Origin of the sequence: Streptomyces sp. NBC_00390 (genome assembly GCF_036057275.1) — a bacterium.
In the GTDB taxonomy this organism is placed as follows: domain Bacteria; phylum Actinomycetota; class Actinomycetes; order Streptomycetales; family Streptomycetaceae; genus Streptomyces.
The window spans coordinates 6,131,209-6,149,674 of the sequence record NZ_CP107945.1 but is presented as its reverse complement, the minus strand read 5'-3'; the positions used below and the strand labels follow the sequence as shown (position 1 = coordinate 6,149,674).

Here is an 18,466-nt window from a genome sequence, read left to right as displayed (position 1 = left end):
ATGCTTGACCCTGACACCGTGTGAACCCGTGCACTGGGAGACGTCATGTTCAGCATCGGAGACTTCGCCAGGCACGGCCGTGTGTCGGCCCGCATGCTGCGTCACTACGACGCGATCGGGCTGCTGCGTCCCGCCCACACCGACCCGTTCAGCGGGTACCGCTACTACACCGCGGCCCAGCTCGCCCGGCTCAACCGTGTGGTCGCCCTCAAGGATCTCGGTTTCACGCTCCAGCAGGTGCAGGAGATCCTCGAGGAGCGCGTCACCACGGACGAACTGCGCGGGATGCTCAGGCTGCGGCAGGCGGAACTGGAATCGGCGATGGCCGCGGCGGCCGCACGGCTGGCCCAGGTCGAGGCGAGGCTCCGTTCGATCGAGAGCGAGGGTCACATGCCCACTCAGGACGTCATGATCAAGAGCACCCCGGCGGTACGGGTGGCGGAGCTCACCGCCGTCGCCGCCGGTTACGGGCCCGAACACATCGGCCCGGTGATCAGCCCCCTGTACGACGAGCTGTTCCGGCGGCTGAAGGCGGCCGGCGTCACGCCGACGGGCCCCGGGATCGCGTACTACGAGGACGCGCCGGAGGGCGACGGCTCGATCCTGGTGCACGCGGGGTGCACGGTGGCCGCGGACCAGCAGCCCGGCCAGGACTTCGAGATCGTCGATCTGCCCGCGGTGGAGCGTGCCGCGACGATCGTGCACCGCGGGCCGATGGACGCGATCATGCCCACGGCGCAGAATCTGGCCCACTGGATCGACGCGGGCGGCCACAGCTCGGCGGGCTACGCCCGTGAGGTCTACCTGGAGTGCCCGCCGGACAAGGAGAAGTGGGTGACGGAGCTCCAGGAGCCGCTCGCCTGAGCTGCGCGATGATGGGGCCATGCGTGCTGCCCGCCTGATCAAGATGGTTCTGCTTCTGCAGGCCAGGCCCGCCATGACCGCGGCGGAGCTGGCGCGGGAGCTGGAGGTGTCGGAGCGGACGGTCAACCGGGACGCCCTGGCCCTGTCGGAAGCCGGGGTCCCGGTCTATGCCGACCGGGGCCGGGGCGGCGGTTACCGGCTGATCGGCGGCTACCGCACCCGGCTGACGGGCCTCGGCCGCGACGAGGCCGAGGCCCTGTTCCTCTCCGGGCTGCCGGGTGCGCTGCGGGACATGGGCCTCGATGACGCGGCGTCCGCGGCACGCCTGAAGGTGTCCGCGGCGCTGCTCCCCTCGCTGAGCGGTGCCTCCGACTCGGCGGCCCGGCGCTTCCATCTCGACGCCCCCGGCTGGTACCAGGAGCCCGAGACACCCGCGCTGCTGCCTCGGATCGCCGAGGCGGTGTGGGGCGACCGCCGGATCCGGGCGACGTATGTCCGCCAGGAGCGGGAGGTGGAGCGGGAGTTGGAACCGTACGGTCTGGTTCTCAAGGCGGGCGTCTGGTACTTGTGCGCCCGCGTGGAGGGAACCTTCAGGGTGTACCGGATCGACCGTTTCTCGGCAGTCGAATGCGAGGGGGACGGCTTCGCACGCGACAAGGACTTCGATCTCCCTGCGTTCTGGTCGGACCGGGCGCAGCAGTTCGCACGTTCCATCCTCCGCACGGAGGTGGTCGTCCGCCTCACCGGGCCCGGCGCGGGCCGGCTGCCGTACGTCACGGACCGCGCCGCGGCCGAGGAGTCCCTGACCGCGGCCGGCCCACCGGAGGCCGACGGCCGGGTGACGCTCACACTGCCCGTGGAGTCCCTGGACGTGGCGTTCACCCAACTCCTGTCGCTGGGCCCGGAGGTGGAGATCCTTCAGCCGCCGCAGCTGCGCGAACGCTTCGCACGGACGGCGGCGCTGATGGGTGAGCTGTATGCGGCGCCACCTGGCCGCTAGGGTTGTCGATCATGCGTTCCAGAACCGGGCTGCCGGCCCTCGCGGTGGCCATGGGCGTCTGTCTGACGGCGTGTTCGACGGACGCCGCGGAGTACCAGGACGACTACGCCCGTCACGAGCCCCTGCACGTCGTCGGCTATCCCTCCACCGGGAGCCTCGATGTGGTGCAGAGGGTCGTCTGGCGGCTCGCGGACGGTGACGCCGAGGCGCTGGCCGCGCTGGCCGTCGAGGACGGCTCGCCCGACGCGACGGCGCGCAACTGGGTCAGGGCCTTCGGTGCGGCAGCCCAGGGCGAGGTGACAGCCGATTTCTACGACGAGGGCTCCCTGCGGCAGGTCGTGGTCCTGTACTTCGCGAAGAACGGCCGTTCCAAGGAGATCGAGGCACGCATCGGCGCCGACGGCTCCTGGGGCATCACCATGGACGAGCCCGACCCCGACGAGGCCGCGGCCACGCCCGGCTGGGCCCCCGACGAGCCCGGCGGAACCGGCTCGCGTTCGGGGGCGTCGCACTCCCCCGCGGCCCCTCAGCGATAGTCCTGGACCGAGGGCTTCTCCCCGGCCTGCTCGGCGAGCATGTACCCCCAGACGTCCGGTCGGCTGCCGTCCGCGTCCGTGATGCCGTACTCCTTCGCCAGCCGGCCGCTGTCCAGCGACTGTCCGTTCCAGCGGGCCCGTTCCGCGTCGGCGGCAAGGGCGGCGACGCCCCGGCCGATGTAGAGGGGGGACTCCGACAGGGCCCAGTGCCGCTGTTTGTCGATCCCGTCGAGCCAGTTGTCCTCGGTGAGCCCGAAGACGTCGAGCATCTCCTCGGAGCGGATGAAGCCCGGGGTGACCGCCACCGCCGTGCAGCCGGTGTTCTTGAGTTCCTCGCCCAGGATGAAGGCCATCCGGATCGGGGCGTTCTTGGCCAGGTCGTAGTAGAAGTTCTCGCGGAATCCTTTGTTGGTCTCCGCCGTGCCGTCGGTGACCTCGATGACCAGGCCGCCGGGCTGCTGTACCAGCAGCGGCAGCGCGATGCTGCTCGTGATGATGTGACTCTTCACGCCGAGGTCCAGCATCCGCAGCCCGCGGTCCAGGGCGACGTCCCACATCCTGGTGTTGAAGTCGAGCAGGAAGTTTCCGCCCCAGATGTCGTTGACGAGGATGTCGAGGCGTCCGTGGTCGCGGTCGACGCGCTCGATCAGCGCCCGTACCTGATCCACCTGGAGATGGTCCGTCGGCACGGCGATGCCCTCGCCGCCGGCGGCGTCCACCAGTTCCGCGGTCTCCTCGATGGTCTCGCCGGCCCGGCCCATCTCGCTCACCTGCTCGCGAGTGGTCCGGCCGGTGACGTACACGGTCGCGCCCGCGGCGCCCAGCTGGACCGCGATGGCGCGGCCGGCGCCCCGGGTCGCGCCCGCGACCAGGGTGATCTTTCCGGCGAGTGGCTCGGCCTTCGTCGTCCGAGTCGCCGTCATGTGCTCCGTCGAGTTCTGCGCCGTGCTCTCTGTCGTCATACCAAGACCGTCGCACTGATACCCGACACCCTCTGTCGCCATTCCTGCGGGCTACGGCGAATGAAGCAGAACGGCGGCAGAAGGGGTCAAAAACGTGGCTCCGCGTGCGCCGTCTGTCCTCAACCACGATGCTTGTCCCGTGATGGACGAGACGGAGTTCTGGGAGATCATCGACAGCACCCGCGAGGCCGCCGAGGGCGACCCCGAGGATCACGCGGATCTGCTGGTCGAGCGCCTGTTGCAACTCGACCCCGACGCCGTGCTGGACTTCGCCCGCCATTTCGAGGCCCGTTACAACCGCGCGTACATCTGGGACCTGTGGGGCGCGGCGGCCGTGCTGCTCGGCGGCGCCAGCGACGACGCCTTCGACTACTTCCGCTGCTGGCTCATCGGCCAGGGCCGGGACATCTTCGAGGGCGCGGTGCACGACCCCGACGCGCTGGCCGAGTTGCTGGACGAGTTCGACGAGGACATCGACGGGGACGGTGAGGAGCTGGGGTACGCGGCGGACGAGGCGTACGAGCAGCTGACCGGCGTCGTCGCCCCGGACCTCGGCATCACGCCGCAGCCCGCCGAACCTGTCGGCACGCCGTTCGACTTCGACGACGACGCGGCGCTGGCGTCACGCTTCCCGAGGCTGTGGGAGCGCTTCGGGGCCGTGTAGCGGTCTATTCGGCCAGGCTACGGCCCATCAGCACATCGTCCACGTACCGCCCGTCGAGGTGGAACTCGCCCGGCAGCACGCCCTCCACCACGAAGCCCTCCGACTCGTACAGCGCCCGTGCGGGCTTGTTGTGGCCCAGCACGCGCAGCGTGATGCGGACCGCGCCCTGGCGTCGCGCCTCGGCGCAGGCCGCGCGCACCAGGGCACGGCCGACGCCGCGCCCGCGCGCCCGGCCGGCCACAGCGAGCCCCTGGATCTGGCGGACATGGCGGTTGCAGGCGAGCGGTGTCGGCGGCACCAGCCGGATGTAGCCGAGAAGCGAGCCGTCCGGGCCCTCGGCCACCAGATGGTGCTCGGGCCGGTCGGCCTCGTCGAAGAAGGGGTCATGGGGCGGCTGCGGCCTCGACTGCACGGAGTGCAGCGTCGACCACACCTCGACGTCCAGTTCGCGCAGCGCCGCGTCGTCGGCATGTCGTGCGGTGCGTATGTGTGACTCGGCTGACTCGGCCATGGGAGCAACTGTGTCATGCGGCAGGGGAGGGGCAGGATGGGCCCATGCGGATCGCAGTCACCGGTTCGACCGGGCTCATCGGTACGGCACTTGTCCACTCGCTCCGCGCGGACGGGCACGAGGTGGTGCGCCTGGTGCGGCGCCCGGCGCGGGCCGGGGACGAGGTGGAGTGGGACCCGGACCGGCAGTACGTCGATGTTGCCGGCCTGGTCGGCTGTGACGGCGTGGTGCATCTGGCCGGCGCCGGGATCGCCGGCCGCCGCTGGACGGATGCGTACAAGCGGCAGATCCGGGACAGCCGGGTGCTCGGCACCGCGGCGATCGCGGAGGCCGTCGCCTCCCTGGCCGCGCCGCCGCGGGTGCTGGTCTGCGGGAGCGCCGTCGGCTTCTACGGCGACTGCGGTGACCGGGTGCTGGACGAGAACTCGCCGCCCGGGGACGGGTTCCTGCCGAAGGTGTGCGTGGAGTGGGAGGAGGCGGCGGCCGCGGCCGAGGAAGCGGGCGTACGGACGGCCTTCGCGCGCACGGGGCTGGTGGTGTCCCGGCGCGGCGGCGCTTGGGGACGGATGTTCCCGCTGTTCAAGGCGGGGCTCGGGGGGCGGCTGGGAGACGGCCGGCAGTACTGGAGCTTCATCGCCCTGCACGACGAGATCGCCGCGCTACGGCACATTCTGGACACGGAGTCCCTGTCGGGTCCGGTCAATCTGACCGCGCCGAACCCGGTGACCAATGCCGAGGTGACGGCCGCGATGGGCCGTGTGCTGCACCGGCCGACGCTGTTCACGGCGCCGACGCCCGCGCTGCGCGTGGTGATGGGCGAGCTGGCGGCGGAAGTGCTCGGCAGCCAACGGGTGCTGCCGAAGCGGCTGCTGGAGTCGGGGTTCACGTTCGCCTTCCCGACCGTCGACGAGGCGATCCGGGCGGCCCTGCGGTAAGGCCGGAGCTGCCGGCCGGGGCCGGGGCGCACAGCGCGTGCGCCCCCGCGCTCCGGTGCACCGCGCTGTGCGCGATCTCCCACGGACCCACGGCTGCCTACTCTCGCATCGAACTCGGGTATTCCCGGAGCATGTTGGGGGCATGAGCCTCCCACCAGCCGCGCCGACCTCGGGGAGGGGCACGTGCTCAGCACCGCTCATCATGCGGACGTCGTCATCGTCGGGGCCGGGATCGCCGGCCTCTCGGCGGCTCATCAACTGACCAGCGCAGGCGTCACGGTCAGCGTCCTGGAGGCCGCCCCTGATGTGGGCGGCAGGATGGCCACCGAGCAGATCGACGACTTCCGGCTCGACCGCACAGGCCAGTTGCTCACCACCGCGTATCCGGAGCTGCGCCGTACGACGGGGCTCGCGGATGCCGTCCTGCGGACCTTTTCGCCCGGTGTGCTCGTGCACAGCGCCGGGCGGCTGCAACGGACGGGCGAAGTCGGGAGCTCCCCCTTCGCCCTCCGGGGCGTAGGGGGCGCATTCACGGTTGCGCGCGCTCTCGCGAGCGCCCCTCGGCCTCGCCAGCTCGACCAGGCCAGGCTCGGGGCGTCGTTGGCGCGCCTCGCCGCCGCGCCCGTGCCGAGGGTGCTGGCGCGCCCCGAGCAGCCGGCGGCGGAAGCGCTGCATACGCGCGGGCTCCCGGCTCGTACGGTGCACGGCTTCCTGCGGCCGCTGCTCTCGGCGCTGCTGGGCGCCCCGGAGCTGACGGCGACCTCCAGCCGCTGCGCGGACCTCGCCCTGCACGGCTACGCCCGCGGGCGCCTGTGCGTGCCCGCCGGCGGGGCGGCGGCCCTGCCACAACTGCTGGCGGCCGGGCTGCCGGAAGGGACGGTACGGACGGGGACACGCGTCACGGACATCTCGACGACACGCGTCACGACCGAGCAGCACGGCGAGATCCGCTGCCGTTCGGTCCTGGTGGCCACGGACGCGCGCGCGGCGGCCGAACTGCTGCCCGGCCTGCGGGTGCCGTCCTTCCACCCGGTGACCGTGCTGCACCACACGGCACCGGCACCGCCGCTCGCCGACCCGTCGCTGGTCCTGGACGCGGACCGGTCCGGGCCGGTCGCGTACACGGCGGTGATGAGCGAGGTCGATCCGTCCCGGGTGCCGGAGGGCCGGGCGCTGATCACCTCGACGGTGCTCGGCACGCCGCCTCCCGATCTGGACCGGCGGGTGCGGCAGCAGCTCGCCGGGGTCTACGGCACGCCGACCGACGAGTGGGAGCTGCTGACGGTCCACCACACCCGCGACGCGGTCCCGGCGATGCCCGCACCGCACGATCTGCGGCGCCCGGTCCGTGTGCTGTCGGGCCTGTACGTCTGCGGCGACCACCGGGCCACGTCGACGGTCCAGGGCGCGCTGTACTCGGCCCGCCGGGCGACGCGGGCGATCCTGTCGGACTTCGGCATCCAGCCGGGTTACGAGCCGGCGCGGCTGTCGGCTGCCGCGTAAGCCCTGGGGCGGGCCGCGCACACCGGGCGGCCCGCCCGTGGGCGTTGCCCGCAGCGCGCATGGCCGGTGGGCGGTGCGGGGGCCGGGCCCTCCGGTCGTTCCCGGCGGGCAGCCGCCCTTTGCGGGCCGGTGGGGCTTTGGGTCGCCGGGCGGGCCCGTACCGGGTCGTACGCCCCGGCCGGGGACGCGCAGGGGTCGTGTCCGGGACGTAAGGCGTCGTAAGCCTTGAGCGGGGCAAGTCCCGGGAAAGCAGTCCCGGACACGAGCCCCGGAGCGGCCCAACGCCACGCTCCCGGACCCGGCCAAGCCCCAAGAACCCACCGGTTCACGCCGCCCGCCCAAGGGCCCCGCCCCGGAGCGGCCCAACGCCACGCTCCCGGACCCGGCCAAGCCCCAAGAACCTCACCGGTTCACGCCGCCCGCCCAAGGGCACCGCCCCGGGGGGCGCAGCCCGCACCCGCTGCCCGCCCGAGGGCGCCTCAGCCCAGTGCCGCGACGCGGTCGCGGTACGTCCGGACCGCCGACGCGTCGCGGTACGGCTCCAGGCGGCGCTCGAACTCCCGCACATACTCCGTCGCCCGCGCCGACCGCATCTCCGACGCCTGCAGCGCCGCCTCCGCCCCCAGCGCGCACGCCTGGTCCAGTTCCCCCAGGCCCAGCCGCGCCGACGCCAGGACGACCCGGCAGAACAGCCGGCTGCGCGCGAACGCGGGCGCACGCAGCTGGAGCGAGCGCTCCGCGTGGTGCGCCGCGGAGCGGAACTGCTGCAGGTCCCGGTGGCAGTGCCCGAACTCGTCCGCGAGCTGGGCCTCGTCGAAGGAGCGGGCCCAGTGCGGCACGTCGTCCCCCTGCCGCGCCGCCTCCAGCGCCCGCTCCGCCCGCACCAGCGCCGCCGCGCACGCCCGGGCCTCGCCCAGCACCCCGTGCCCGCGCGCCTCCGCCGCATGCAGCATCGCCTGGACCAGCGGCGGCGCCGAGGCGCCCACGCCCTGCTGGGCGACCCTGGTCAGCTGCACCGCCTCACGGCCATGGCCCAGATAGACCGCCTGGCGGCTCATGGTCACCAGCACGTAGGAGCCGTACGCCCGGTCCCCCGCCGCCTGCGACAGCCGCAGCGCCTGCACGAAGTACCGCTGGGCCAGTCCGTGCGCGGCGATGTCGTACGAGGTCCAGCCGGCCAGCCTGGTCAGATCCGCCGCGGCGGAGAACAGCCGACGGCCGGTCACTTCCCCGTACATGCCGCGCAGCATCGGCTCGCACTCGTGCTCGAGGTAGCGCACCAGGGCCTGGCGGGCGTGCCCGCCGCCGTACGCGTGGTCGAGGGTGCGGAACAGCTCGCCGACCGAGCGCAGTGCCGCGATGTCACCGGCGGAGACCTTCTGGCCCGGTCCACGGTCGGTCGTCCGCTCGGGCCCGCGCTGCCGCGGCACGGAGGCCCGCCCCTGCACCGGGATACGGACCGCCGCACCGGGCACGGGCTCGCCCCGGCCCACCCGCTCGTCCGCCCGCCCGATCAGCCAGTCCCGGCTCGGCACGACCAGACCGGCGGGCGTGAACGCGATCTTGCGCAGTTCCGCATGGCTGCCGGAGTCCTTGCGCCACAGGCCGCCGACGATGTCCACGGCCTCCTCGGGTGTGGCCGCGAACTCCAGGCCCGCGTAGACCGGCGCGCAGGCGTCGAGTCCGAGGTCCTGGGCCGACAGGCGCCGGCCGAGCCGCCGGGTGAACACCTCGGCGATCAGTGCCGGTGTCGTACCGCGGGGCTGCTGGCCGCGCAGCCACCGGGTCACGGAGGTCTTGTCGTACCGCAGATCCAGGCCGTGCTCGAGGCCGAGCTGGTCCACGCGGCGGGCTAATCCTGCGTTGGAGAAGCCGGCTTCTGCGATGAGTGCGGCGAGCTGACGGTTGGGGGTGCGCTGTGGGGTGCGTTCTGACATCTGGTGTCGGGTCTCCTGCCTTCCGGGCCAGAAGCAGCCCTCATGGAACGGCGCGAATTTAGCGGCCCTTCCCGGCAGTACCGCCGCCTTCGCCCCACATTCATCCGATCGTGTGAGGATTGACGGCGGCACATGACGGAGGCCCTCCCCCTCCACCTGCCCCGCCACCGTGTTCCGGACCGCCGTACAGTGGCGGGGGCCCTGATGACTGCAGGGTGAATGCTTTAGGAGGCACAGCCGTGAGTGAGCTGCGGTTCGTCCGACTGGGATTCGGCGACGAGGCCGTCGAGTACCAGCAGGCATGGCAGAAGCAGCGCGACATCCACGCCGCCCGCTTCGCCGACGAGATCCCGGACACCTGTCTGCTGCTGGAGCACCCGCCCGTGTACACGGCGGGGCGGCGCACAGCGGACAGCGAGCGCCCTCTGGACGGCACGCCGGTGGTCGACGTGGACCGCGGCGGCAAGATCACATGGCACGGTCCGGGTCAGCTGGTGGGCTACCCGATCCTGAAGCTGCCGCGCCCGGTGGATGTCGTGGCCCATGTGCGCCGCCTGGAGGACGCCCTGATCCGCGCGTGCGCGGAGTTCGGCGTGACGACGTCACGGGTGGAGGGCCGCAGCGGCGTGTGGGTGCTCGGCGACCCGCTCGAGCAGCGCCCGTCGATCGGGGGCCTCTCGCTCGACTTCGACCCCCGCCTGGACGACGAGGAGTTCGACCCGCGCCTGAACGGCCCGGAGTACGCGCCCTCCAACGCCGGCCAGCGCCGCGAGGACCGCAAGCTGGCCGCCATCGGCATCCGTATCGCCAAGGGCGTGTCGATGCACGGCTTCGCCCTGAACGTGAACCCGGACAACACCTGGTTCGACCGGATCGTGCCGTGTGGTATCCGCGACGCGGGAGTGGCCTCGCTCGCGGGCGAGCTCGGCCGTGACATCACCATCGAGGAGGTGCTCCCGGTCCTGGAGCGGCATCTGCGCGAAGTGCTGGAGAACGCGGAGCCGCGGCCCCGCGAGATCGAGAAGGCGTCCGTCTGACGCCCCTGGCCACCGGCCAGGGGAATGGAGACCACTGGCCACAGGTTGGCCAGACGTAAGGACGCACTTTTAACGGGCGTACCCTGGTGTTCGCCGAAGAATCGAAGCTGTAGGGAGCCGGTCGTGTCCGCAGTCGCACCCGACGGACGCAAGATGCTGCGCCTGGAGGTCCGCAACAGCCAGACCCCCATCGAGCGCAAGCCCGAGTGGATCAAGACCCGGGCGAAGATGGGCCCCGAGTACAACCAGCTACAGAAACTCGTCAAGAGCGAGGGCCTGCACACGGTGTGCCAGGAAGCCGGCTGTCCGAACATCTTCGAGTGCTGGGAAGACCGTGAGGCGACGTTCCTCATCGGCGGCGACCAGTGCACCCGGCGCTGCGACTTCTGCCAGATCGACACCGGCAAGCCGCAGGCCCTGGACCGTGACGAGCCGCGCCGCGTGGGCGAATCGGTCGTCACGATGGACCTGAACTACGCCACCATCACCGGCGTCGCGCGCGACGACCTCGAGGACGGCGGCGCCTGGCTGTACGCGGAGACCGTGCGCCAGATCCACGCGCAGACGGCGGACCGGGAGGCCGGCCGCACCAAGGTCGAGCTGCTGATCCCCGACTTCAACGCGGTGCCCGAGCAGCTGGCCGAGGTCTTCTCCTCCCGCCCCGAGGTGCTCGCCCACAACGTGGAGACCGTGCCGCGGATCTTCAAGCGGATCCGGCCCGGCTTCCGCTACGAGCGCTCGCTCGAGGTCATCACGCGCGCCCGCGAGGCGGGACTCGTCACCAAGTCGAATCTGATCCTCGGCATGGGCGAGACGCGCGAGGAGGTCAGCGAGGCACTGCAGCACCTGCACGACGCGGGCTGCGAGCTGATCACGATCACCCAGTACCTGCGCCCGTCCGTGCGACACCACCCCGTCGAGCGCTGGGTGAAGCCGCAGGAGTTCGTGGAGCTCCAGGAGGAGGCCGACGAGATCGGCTTCTCCGGTGTGATGTCGGGCCCGCTGGTGCGGTCGTCGTACCGGGCCGGGCGGCTCTTCCAGCAGGCCATGGAGCGCCGCGGCGCCGTAGCCGCCGCCGGCACCACGGCCGCCGAGACTGTGTGAAATCAGGCACAAGTAGTTACTGGTCAGTAATGGCCGAATGGGCGCGGTTCGTACCCTCCCCGCAGGTCGGGGGCGGCGTACGGACCGCGTCAGTATTTTCCGGTCGCGCGAAAACGTTTCATCGGTGTTTGACCGACCAGTCACACCCTGGTAACACCAATCAGTGACTCTGGTGTCACGCACCGCTCATCCTCAACGCCGATGCCTCTCCTGAGGAGGACCTCCCCATGCAGGCCGCTCCGGTACGTCCCGTAAGCGCGACCGCCATCCCGTCCGTCACCGACGCCCTGCGTGCCATGGAGGCGCTGCTTCTGGGCAGCGGTCAGCGCACTGCCCGCCGCAACGCGTGGAACGCCGTGCTCGAGGACCGGCGCCGGGCCAAGGACCGGGTCGAGGCTCAGCATGTACTGGAGGCCGCGGCTGGCCACCGTTCCTAGGCCACGTAAACTTCAAGGCATGGCGAGGAAGGCAAACACAGACAGCGCTGACGCTGCTGCGAACACTGGGCGACTGAAGCAGATCGCCCTGACGTACAAGATGACCCGGAAGGCCGACCCGAAGGTCGGTCTTGTCGTCGCGGCTGTGGGAATCGTCACCTTCGGTGTCTTCCTCGCGATCGGTTTCTTGATCGACCACCCCATCTACCTGGGGATTCTCGGGTTCCTGCTGGCGTTCCTGGCGATGGCGATCGTCTTCGGGCGCCGCGCGGAGCGGGCGGCCTACGGGCAGTTGGAAGGCCAGCCGGGTGCCGCGGCCTCGGTGCTGCAGAACATCGGGCGCGGCTGGAGCTTCACGCCGGCGGTGGCGATGAACCGGAGCCAGGACGTGGTGCACCGGGCCGTTGGCCGGGCCGGCATCGTGCTGGTGGCCGAGGGCAACCCGAACCGGGTGAAGTCTCTGCTGGCGGCCGAGAAGAAGAGGATGAACCGCGTCGTCGTGGACGTGCCGGTGCACGACGTCATCGTCGGCAACGGCGAGGGCCAGGTGTCGCTGAAGAAGCTGCGCACGACGCTGATGAAGCTCCCGCGTGTCCTCACCGGGCCGCAGGTGACGTCGGCCAACGACCGGCTGCGCGCGATGGGCGACCTGATGAGCAACATGCCGCTGCCGAAGGGCCCGATGCCGAAGGGCATGCGGATGCCGCGCGGCGGAAAGATGCGCTGACCGATACACGGAGAACGCGGAAGGCGGCCGGGACATCGTCCCGGCCGCCTTCCGCGTTCTCCGTGTCCGTCCTCCGGCTCGTTCCGCCGCCGGATCGGCTAGATCCGCACCTGCACGGCGCGGGCGAGGCGGTCGTGCAGCCCGCGCCCGTCGCGGTCCCAGACCAGGGCCGGGATCGCCAGGCACAGCAGCAGACTGCGCACGACGACCCGGCCGACACCGAGCCGCTCGCCGTTCTCGGCGATGACGCGCAGTCCGAAGAGCCGCTTGCCGGGAGTGAAGCCGACGGTACCCACGGTCAGCAGGCTCAGGACCAGGAAGATGATCAGGGCCCGGTTCGACGTCGCCTGCTGGCCACCACCCGTGAACAGGCCGTATGCGATCAGGACGCACAGTCCCCAGTCGACCAGCAGGGCGCCGAACCGCCGGCCGAAGGTAGCCACGGAACCCGGTCCGCTCTCCGGCAGACCGAGCTGCCGGCCCCGGTACCCGAAGTCGACCCCCATGTCCTCGGCGGCCGCGCGCGGCCCGGAGAGCCATGATCCGATTGCTTGCCTCTTGTCCACCCCTACACGGTACTGGGCCAGGTTTCACCCCCCGCGGGCCGGGGTGTTTCCACCGGTTTTGACACAGCACTGACTCCGGTCCGGTTAACGTCTGCGAAACAAATGGGTCATGCTTGAGAAATCCGGTCTGCCTATGGTCGGGTCCAGCGTGTGCCACCGCACTGGCCGCACGGACGAGCTGCAACCCCACCCCTCCCCCGGGTGGGAGTAGGAGGAGTTGGATGTTCCAGAACGCCGACGAGGCCAAGAAGTACATCGCGGACAACGACGTGAAGATGATCGACGTCCGGTTCTGCGACCTTCCGGGCGTCATGCAGCACTTCACGATTCCGGCCACGGCGTTCGACCCGAACGACGAGCTCGCGTTCGACGGCTCCTCGATCCGTGGCTTCCAGGCGATCCACGAGTCCGACATGGCGCTGCGCGCGGACCTGTCGACGGCGCGTCTCGACCCGTTCCGCCGCGACAAGACCGTCAACATCAACTTCTTCATCCACGACCCGATCACGGGCGAGCAGTACAGCCGCGACCCGCGCAACATCGCCAAGAAGGCCGAGGCCTACCTCGCCTCCACCGGCATCGCGGACACCGCGTACTTCGGCCCCGAGGCCGAGTTCTACGTCTTCGACAACGTGCGCTTCAACACCACGGCGAACGAGGGCTTCTACCACATCGACTCCGAGGCAGGCGCCTGGAACACCGGCGCGGTCGAGGACAACCGTGGCTACAAGGTCCGCTACAAGGGCGGCTACTTCCCCGCCCCGCCGGTCGACCACTTCGCCGACCTGCGCGCCGAGATCTCCCTGGAGCTGGAGGCCGCGGGCCTCCAGGTCGAGCGCCAGCACCACGAGGTCGGCACCGCCGGCCAGGCCGAGATCAACTACAAGTTCAACACGCTGCTCGCCGCGGCCGACGACCTGATGCTCTTCAAGTACATCGTGAAGAACGTCGCCTGGCGCAACGGCAAGACCGCGACCTTCATGCCGAAGCCGATCTTCGGCGACAACGGCTCGGGCATGCACGTCCACCAGTCGCTGTGGCAGGGCGGCTCCCCGCTCTTCTACGACGAGCAGGGCTACGCGGGCCTGTCGGACACCGCCCGCTACTACATCGGCGGCATCCTCAAGCACGCTCCGTCGCTGCTGGCCTTCACCAACCCGACGGTGAACTCGTACCACCGCCTGGTCCCCGGCTTCGAGGCCCCGGTCAACCTGGTCTACTCGCAGCGCAACCGCTCGGCGGCCATGCGTATCCCGATCACGGGCTCGAACCCGAAGGCCAAGCGCGTCGAGTTCCGCGCCCCGGACCCGTCGTCCAACCCGTACCTGGCGTTCTCCGCCCTGCTGCTCGCGGGCCTCGACGGCGTGAAGAACAAGATCGAGCCCGCCGAGCCGATCGACAAGGACCTCTACGAGCTGGCCCCCGAGGAGCACGCGGGCGTCCCGCAGGTCCCGACCTCGCTCCCGGCGGTCCTCGACGCGCTCGAGGCGGACAACGAGTACCTCCAGGCCGGCGGCGTCTTCACGTCGGACCTGATCGAGACGTGGATCGACTACAAGCGGACGAACGAGATCGCCCCGATCCAGCTGCGTCCGCACCCGCACGAGTTCGAGCTCTACTTCGACATCTAAGAACGCCACAGGTCAGAGCGGGTTTTCGCTCTCCTGGACCGTCTGTGGGCCGTCGGCCGTGCCCTTCCTTCACCGGAAGGCCTCGGCCGACGGCCCATTGCGTTGCGCGGACGCAGTCCGATTTCCCGGACGGGACCGTACGGCCCCCCTTCCGGGCCCGTCGTCCGCCGGCCGACGACAAGCCGGAGGGGCCGCCACCCTGCTGTGGTGTGACGGCCCCTGCCGGCCGCCTGTCAGTCCGCGGACCGCTCGGACGCCAGCAGCTCCCGCATCTCCTCCAGCGCCCTGCCCAGCTCGTCGGCGAACCTCTCCATCTGGCCGGCCACCGCCTGTGGCGTGCTCAGATAGACGTTGAACCGGTCGGGCAGCAGCACATAGGCGACCCCGATGCACCGGCTGCTCGTCGATCCGAAGCCGAAGTACTGGATGTTGACGGACGGCGCGGAACTGGTGCTCAGGTAGTCGTCCCGCATCGTCAGCCAGCCCGGCGTCCGGTACAGCGCGGGCTGCTCGGTCACACCCAGTTCCGCCCCGCGCCGGCGCTGGATCAGCTCCAGCTCCCACAGGTGCTGCTCGGGCACCTGTCCGGCCTGGCAGTCCTTCGCCCGCGCCACATGCTGGGCGGCTGCGGCCCGGAGGGCGCCGCGCCGGGTGGCTGCGTCCGCCGCCGGGTCGTCCATCGCCGTGACGAACGCCTGCATCTCGGGGGTGACGACGCGCATCGCCTCGGTGCGCCCGTTGCGGTACTGACGGGTGGCGATCGACTCGTACGTGGCTCCCAGATGGCCCTTCGCGCGCTGGTGGGCGAGCTGGTAGGCGACCTGGACGAACGCGTCCGGCGACACCCCCAGTGCCTTGGCCGCGGAGCTGCCGAAGTCCGCGAACGACACCGTCCTCGTCGCCGTGGCCTCGCCGTAGGCGGCGAACGCGTCCGCCGCGGCGCGCACTTGGGCCCGCAGGGCGTCGTCCAGCTCGAACACGATCGGCTCCAGCGCCGGCTGCCCCTGGGAGAGGGCTCCCGAGCGCCGGGAGTGCTCCTCGGCCGGGGTGCCGAGCAGGGCGTCGGTGAAGCTGAGGATGGTGGTCCCGTCCAGCTCGCAGTGCTCGACGTTGATACCCGCCCGGCCGTCCGCGAAGACGATGAAGGTCACGGCCTTGTCGAACCAGCGGTTGCCACGGTCGCCGTACAGCAGCTCGTCGCAGGCGTCCTGGATGCTGTCGGGCGCGAAGTCCTCCAGAGCGACGCAGAACAGCGCGCTCTCCACGTCCTCCAGCGCTTCGGCGTTGCGGGGGTGGCAGGCGAGCAGGGCCTCCCTGGCCGTCGCCCACTCCGCACGGGCCATGGTGGTGAGGTGGCCCACCGAGGTGTCCGCGGCGGGCGGCTCGGCACCGGCCTTCATCACGGCACGCAGCCCCGCCTCGAGGTCGCCGAGGCTGTGCGGAGCGCCGTCCGGACCGAACACGTCCAGCCGGAACATGCCTCCCCGGGAGAACACCACGATGTGCCGGGCGTCGGACGGGCCCGGCCGCTCGGCGCTGTACGGGGCGCGGACGGTGTCCTGCCGCACGCCGGGGATCCGGGTGGCGGAGAAGAGGAACTTGTTCTGCACCATCGACTGGGGAACGCCGCGCTGCACCACCGGCGGGACGAGCTCCTGGTCGAGCTGCCGCTTGTGGGCGAGAGCACCGGCGATGAGCCCGGCCGCCCGCTCCACCTGGGCCCTGCCGGAGTCCTGGAACAGGAAGAAGAAGTTGGCGTTGAGGGCGATCCGGTCCCGGCGGCCCAGGTAGCGGTACGGCCAGAAGGTGTCGAGCCAGCTGTGCACGCCCTCCGTGGCGTCGTACTCCTCCAGCGCCGCGTGCAGCACCCGGCCGGGGCCGTCGGGCTCGAGGAAGGCGGCCACCTCCGCCTCGGTCGCCGCCCGTTCGTCGGCGGTCAGCAACGGCGCGCACCAGGCGAGGAACCTCGCGCAGCTCGCCTCGAGCGTGGGCAGCGGCACGCGCGGCAGGCTGTCCTCCAGGGAGAAGGTCGTACCTGCTGTGCCCTGACTGTTCTTCACTTCTGTTCTCGATTCGGTTCGTCGGAATGCTGCGTGTCGTCCGGCTGGGAAAGGTGGAGCTGTGCGTAGAGCCAGCCTTCCGCTTCCAGGCCCCTCGCATCCACCCCGGCGGCCGACATGCTGTCGAGCACGAGTGCCTGCTCCTGCGGGGAGGCGAACTGCCGCTGCTTGAAGACCTCTTCGACCCGGACGGTCCGGTAGCCCAGGCCGGCCAGGGCCCGCTCGACGGGGTCGAACGGGAACATCCGCAGCACGAAGTGCGCCATCCAGGGCCGGCGTCCGCCCTGTGCCTCGACGACCCTGGCGAGGGTACGCTCGGTGACGTAGCCGATGCAGCCCGTCGAGATGACCAGGTCCGTCCCCGCGAGCTGGTCCCGCTGGTGGGGTGTGGGCTCGTTGTTCTCCAGGTCGGCGTTGACCGCGTCGTCGAGGAACCCGGCCTCGAGGGCGTACGACAGCGCACTGCCGGAAGCGTCGAGGCCGGTGAAGCGTATGCCCTGGGCGGGCCGGCGCGAACGGGACAGCTCACGGTCGCGGGCCAGCAGGACGTCGCGGCTGTCCGCCTCGTGCTCCGGGTCGTCGTAGCGGGCGTACAGCTCGTCCATCGTCGCGTCGTACTTCAGCAGCGCGGCGTTGATCCCGTAGGAGCAGCCGATGTCCAGCACCTTCGGTACGGCCACCTGCCGGGACTCCCGGTACTCCTGGATGAACTTCGCGAAGTAGGGCTTTGCCTGCTGCGGAACGCAGTATCCGAGCGGGCGCAGCACGCGGAAGTAGGTACGCGGATCGGGCTGCGAGTAGATGTGGTCGAGCGTGACTTTTCCGGTGGCGTCGAACTGCACGGGGCTTGCTCCTCCGTGGATCGCAGAGTGTGGGAACGGGAACGGCCTGCAGCGCCTGAACCTCCTCGCCGCCTGCTAGTCCAGCAGCCGGTCCCCCCTGACGGCCCGGCCCTCGGCCGCCAGGTGCTCGGGCAGTACGCGGCCGAAGAGCTGCCGGGTCCGTGCCACGCTGCCGATGACGCCGGGGCGCTCGCTGTAGGCGAAGATCGCGGAGTGACGGGCGGTCTCGCCCCGCACCGGGCTCACCCGGTGCAGCGAGTAGCGGCCCTTGAAAAGCTGCAGGTCACCGGGCTGTAGTGGGAGGCGCCGGATCAGCCGCTCGCCGCGGCCGTCCAGGACGTCACGGACGTCGTCGAAGCGCTCGTCCTGCGCGGACCTGATGTTCGGGCAGTACTCGAAGTCGCCGCCGGACTGAGCCTGCTGGGTGAGCATGCTGACGGTGAACTCGTTGGTGTCGAAGTGCCAGGGGTGCTCCATGCCCGGCTGGACGACGTTGAGGACCAGCCCGGAGAGCGGGTCCGCCAGCTCGTGCAGCTGAGGCAGCCCGAAGCAGCGGGCGATGAAGTGCTGGAACACCGTGTGGGAGTAGAGCCGGCCGACGAGGGCGCCCTCGGGGACACGGTCGCGCGCGACGAACGCGTTGCCCCGCTGGAAGGTCCTGCGGCCGGGGTGGTCCTCCGGCAGGGCGGAGTCCACCGCGATGTTGTAGACGTTGACCGTTTCGACGTCGAAGTGCGCCCGCGGGGCGATGGCCGAACACTCCTCGCGCAGGACGTCGCGCAGGGACGGGCGGATGAAGTCGGGCAGCACGGTGCAGCCGAGGCCGGCCAGTTCGCGCCGGGCACGGGATACGACGGCCTGCGCCTCGGCGCTCTCGGGTTCCGACAGGGGGTACCGGTCCGTGTCGACCACCTGGTCGAAGGTCATGGCTTCCAGGGTGCTCATTCGATCCTCTCCACGTGCGGGCAGACCGTGCCGAGCCTGATGCCCCGTCGGCCCGCGATTCCGGTCCTCGGCCCCGCGGGGTGGACCGATGGGTTTCGCGTGGCGTCCGGTCGTCACCGTCAGCTCGTCAGCAACTCCGATACGAAGCAGCGAAGTTGAAACTCCCACAGGGTCGGTCTGGTTGTCTGTGACACGTCACACTGCG

Annotated in this window: 18 protein-coding genes; 11 read left to right on the top strand and 7 right to left on the bottom strand. The window is 70.9% G+C overall.

The genetic code is table 11. The annotated features are described in order from the left end of the window. The first annotated feature begins 45 nt into the window (after positions 1 to 45). Genes OHS70_RS27155 through OHS70_RS27145 form a run of 3 tightly spaced genes read left to right on the top strand, consistent with a single transcriptional unit; the run spans position 46 to position 2,400 of the window. Positions 46 to 864, top strand: a complete 819-nt coding sequence (locus OHS70_RS27155) for a MerR family transcriptional regulator (RefSeq protein WP_328401483.1) — start codon at positions 46 to 48, stop codon at positions 862 to 864. 19 nt (positions 865 to 883) lie between these two features. Continuing rightward, a complete protein-coding gene (locus OHS70_RS27150) occupies positions 884 to 1,864 on the top strand; it encodes a helix-turn-helix transcriptional regulator (RefSeq protein ID WP_328401481.1) in 981 nt (326 codons plus the stop codon). 11 nt (positions 1,865 to 1,875) lie between these two features. Next, positions 1,876 to 2,400: a hypothetical protein gene (locus OHS70_RS27145; RefSeq protein ID WP_328401479.1), complete on the top strand. Its 525-nt coding sequence runs from the start codon at positions 1,876 to 1,878 to the stop codon at positions 2,398 to 2,400. Here OHS70_RS27145 and OHS70_RS27140 read toward each other — a convergent pair. Then, a complete protein-coding gene (locus OHS70_RS27140) occupies positions 2,391 to 3,323 on the bottom strand; it encodes an SDR family oxidoreductase (RefSeq protein WP_328405928.1) in 933 nt (310 codons plus the stop codon). The genes OHS70_RS27145 and OHS70_RS27140 overlap by 10 nt on opposite strands. A gap of 181 nt (positions 3,324 to 3,504) precedes the next feature. On the opposite strand from OHS70_RS27140, the gene OHS70_RS27135 reads away from it, so the two are divergent. Beyond that, positions 3,505 to 4,026 (top strand): DUF4240 domain-containing protein, encoded by a 522-nt coding sequence (locus OHS70_RS27135; protein WP_328405926.1) that lies wholly within the window; start codon positions 3,505 to 3,507, stop codon positions 4,024 to 4,026. Positions 4,027 to 4,030: 4 nt separating this feature from the next. Here OHS70_RS27135 and OHS70_RS27130 read toward each other — a convergent pair whose 3' ends face one another. Next, complete coding sequence (locus OHS70_RS27130; protein WP_328401477.1) at positions 4,031 to 4,537, bottom strand: GNAT family N-acetyltransferase; 507 nt, start codon at positions 4,535 to 4,537, stop codon at positions 4,031 to 4,033. Positions 4,538 to 4,581: 44 nt separating this feature from the next. On the opposite strand from OHS70_RS27130, the gene OHS70_RS27125 reads away from it, so the two are divergent. Continuing rightward, complete coding sequence (locus OHS70_RS27125; protein ID WP_328401475.1) at positions 4,582 to 5,472, top strand: TIGR01777 family oxidoreductase; 891 nt, start codon at positions 4,582 to 4,584, stop codon at positions 5,470 to 5,472. A 183-nt stretch (positions 5,473 to 5,655) separates the two neighbouring features. Continuing rightward, positions 5,656 to 6,975 carry an NAD(P)/FAD-dependent oxidoreductase gene (locus OHS70_RS27120; RefSeq protein ID WP_328401473.1) on the top strand — a complete coding sequence of 440 codons (1,320 nt, stop codon included), beginning with the start codon at positions 5,656 to 5,658 and terminating at the stop codon, positions 6,973 to 6,975. Between the two features lie 479 nt (positions 6,976 to 7,454). On the opposite strand, the gene OHS70_RS27115 is transcribed toward OHS70_RS27120, so the two are convergent. Continuing rightward, positions 7,455 to 8,912, bottom strand: coding sequence for a regulator (locus OHS70_RS27115; RefSeq protein WP_328401471.1), 1,458 nt, complete (start codon positions 8,910 to 8,912; stop codon positions 7,455 to 7,457). Positions 8,913 to 9,151: 239 nt separating this feature from the next. Between OHS70_RS27115 and lipB the strand changes: the two genes are divergently transcribed. The 4 genes from lipB (at position 9,152) to OHS70_RS27095 (ending at position 12,217) form a co-directional block, all read left to right on the top strand. After that, on the top strand, positions 9,152 to 9,949 hold the full coding sequence (lipB, locus tag OHS70_RS27110; RefSeq protein WP_328401469.1) for a lipoyl(octanoyl) transferase LipB: 798 nt from the start codon (positions 9,152 to 9,154) through the stop codon (positions 9,947 to 9,949). A 123-nt stretch (positions 9,950 to 10,072) separates the two neighbouring features. Continuing rightward, positions 10,073 to 11,053: a lipoyl synthase gene (gene lipA, locus OHS70_RS27105; RefSeq protein WP_328401467.1), complete on the top strand. Its 981-nt coding sequence runs from the start codon at positions 10,073 to 10,075 to the stop codon at positions 11,051 to 11,053. 227 nt (positions 11,054 to 11,280) lie between these two features. Then, positions 11,281 to 11,490, top strand: coding sequence for an SCO2195 family GlnR-regulated protein (locus OHS70_RS27100; protein WP_328401465.1), 210 nt, complete (start codon positions 11,281 to 11,283; stop codon positions 11,488 to 11,490). Positions 11,491 to 11,509: 19 nt separating this feature from the next. Continuing rightward, positions 11,510 to 12,217, top strand: coding sequence for a DUF4191 domain-containing protein (locus tag OHS70_RS27095; protein ID WP_328401463.1), 708 nt, complete (start codon positions 11,510 to 11,512; stop codon positions 12,215 to 12,217). A gap of 98 nt (positions 12,218 to 12,315) precedes the next feature. Here the strand turns inward: OHS70_RS27095 and OHS70_RS27090 are convergent, their stop codons facing one another. After that, complete coding sequence (locus tag OHS70_RS27090) at positions 12,316 to 12,783, bottom strand: RDD family protein (protein ID WP_328401461.1); 468 nt, start codon at positions 12,781 to 12,783, stop codon at positions 12,316 to 12,318. 221 nt (positions 12,784 to 13,004) lie between these two features. On the opposite strand from OHS70_RS27090, the gene glnA reads away from it, so the two are divergent. Next, on the top strand, positions 13,005 to 14,414 hold the full coding sequence (gene glnA / locus OHS70_RS27085) for a type I glutamate--ammonia ligase (RefSeq protein ID WP_328401459.1): 1,410 nt from the start codon (positions 13,005 to 13,007) through the stop codon (positions 14,412 to 14,414). A 233-nt stretch (positions 14,415 to 14,647) separates the two neighbouring features. Here glnA and OHS70_RS27080 read toward each other — a convergent pair whose 3' ends face one another. The 3 genes from OHS70_RS27080 to OHS70_RS27070 form a co-directional block, all read right to left on the bottom strand. Beyond that, on the bottom strand, positions 14,648 to 16,474 hold the full coding sequence (locus OHS70_RS27080) for a choline/carnitine O-acyltransferase (RefSeq protein ID WP_328401457.1): 1,827 nt from the start codon (positions 16,472 to 16,474) through the stop codon (positions 14,648 to 14,650). Continuing rightward, a complete protein-coding gene (locus OHS70_RS27075; RefSeq protein ID WP_328401455.1) occupies positions 16,471 to 17,316 on the bottom strand; it encodes a class I SAM-dependent methyltransferase in 846 nt (281 codons plus the stop codon). Before OHS70_RS27075 ends, OHS70_RS27080 begins: the two co-directional genes overlap by 4 nt. Before the next feature lie 75 nt (positions 17,317 to 17,391). Beyond that, positions 17,392 to 18,261: a HalD/BesD family halogenase gene (locus OHS70_RS27070; protein WP_328401453.1), complete on the bottom strand. Its 870-nt coding sequence runs from the start codon at positions 18,259 to 18,261 to the stop codon at positions 17,392 to 17,394. Between the last annotated feature and the right edge of the window lie 205 nt (positions 18,262 to 18,466).

Bases quoted from the DNA above. Each gene is read 5' to 3' on its own strand.
- OHS70_RS27155 (WP_328401483.1), top strand. From the start codon at position 46: ATGTTCAGCATCGGAGACTTCGCCAGGCACGGCCGTGTGTCGGCCCGC.
- OHS70_RS27070 (WP_328401453.1), bottom strand. From the start codon at position 18,261: ATGAGCACCCTGGAAGCCATGACCTTCGACCAGGTGGTCGACACGGAC.
- OHS70_RS27115 (WP_328401471.1), bottom strand. From the start codon at position 8,912: ATGTCAGAACGCACCCCACAGCGCACCCCCAACCGTCAGCTCGCCGCA.
- OHS70_RS27135 (WP_328405926.1), top strand. From the start codon at position 3,505: ATGGACGAGACGGAGTTCTGGGAGATCATCGACAGCACCCGCGAGGCC.
- OHS70_RS27100 (WP_328401465.1), top strand. From the start codon at position 11,281: ATGCAGGCCGCTCCGGTACGTCCCGTAAGCGCGACCGCCATCCCGTCC.
- OHS70_RS27130 (WP_328401477.1), bottom strand. From the start codon at position 4,537: ATGGCCGAGTCAGCCGAGTCACACATACGCACCGCACGACATGCCGAC.
- OHS70_RS27140 (WP_328405928.1), bottom strand. From the start codon at position 3,323: ATGACGGCGACTCGGACGACGAAGGCCGAGCCACTCGCCGGAAAGATC.
- OHS70_RS27150 (WP_328401481.1), top strand. From the start codon at position 884: ATGCGTGCTGCCCGCCTGATCAAGATGGTTCTGCTTCTGCAGGCCAGG.
- OHS70_RS27095 (WP_328401463.1), top strand. From the start codon at position 11,510: ATGGCGAGGAAGGCAAACACAGACAGCGCTGACGCTGCTGCGAACACT.
- OHS70_RS27125 (WP_328401475.1), top strand. From the start codon at position 4,582: ATGCGGATCGCAGTCACCGGTTCGACCGGGCTCATCGGTACGGCACTT.
- OHS70_RS27145 (WP_328401479.1), top strand. From the start codon at position 1,876: ATGCGTTCCAGAACCGGGCTGCCGGCCCTCGCGGTGGCCATGGGCGTC.
- glnA (WP_328401459.1), top strand. From the start codon at position 13,005: ATGTTCCAGAACGCCGACGAGGCCAAGAAGTACATCGCGGACAACGAC.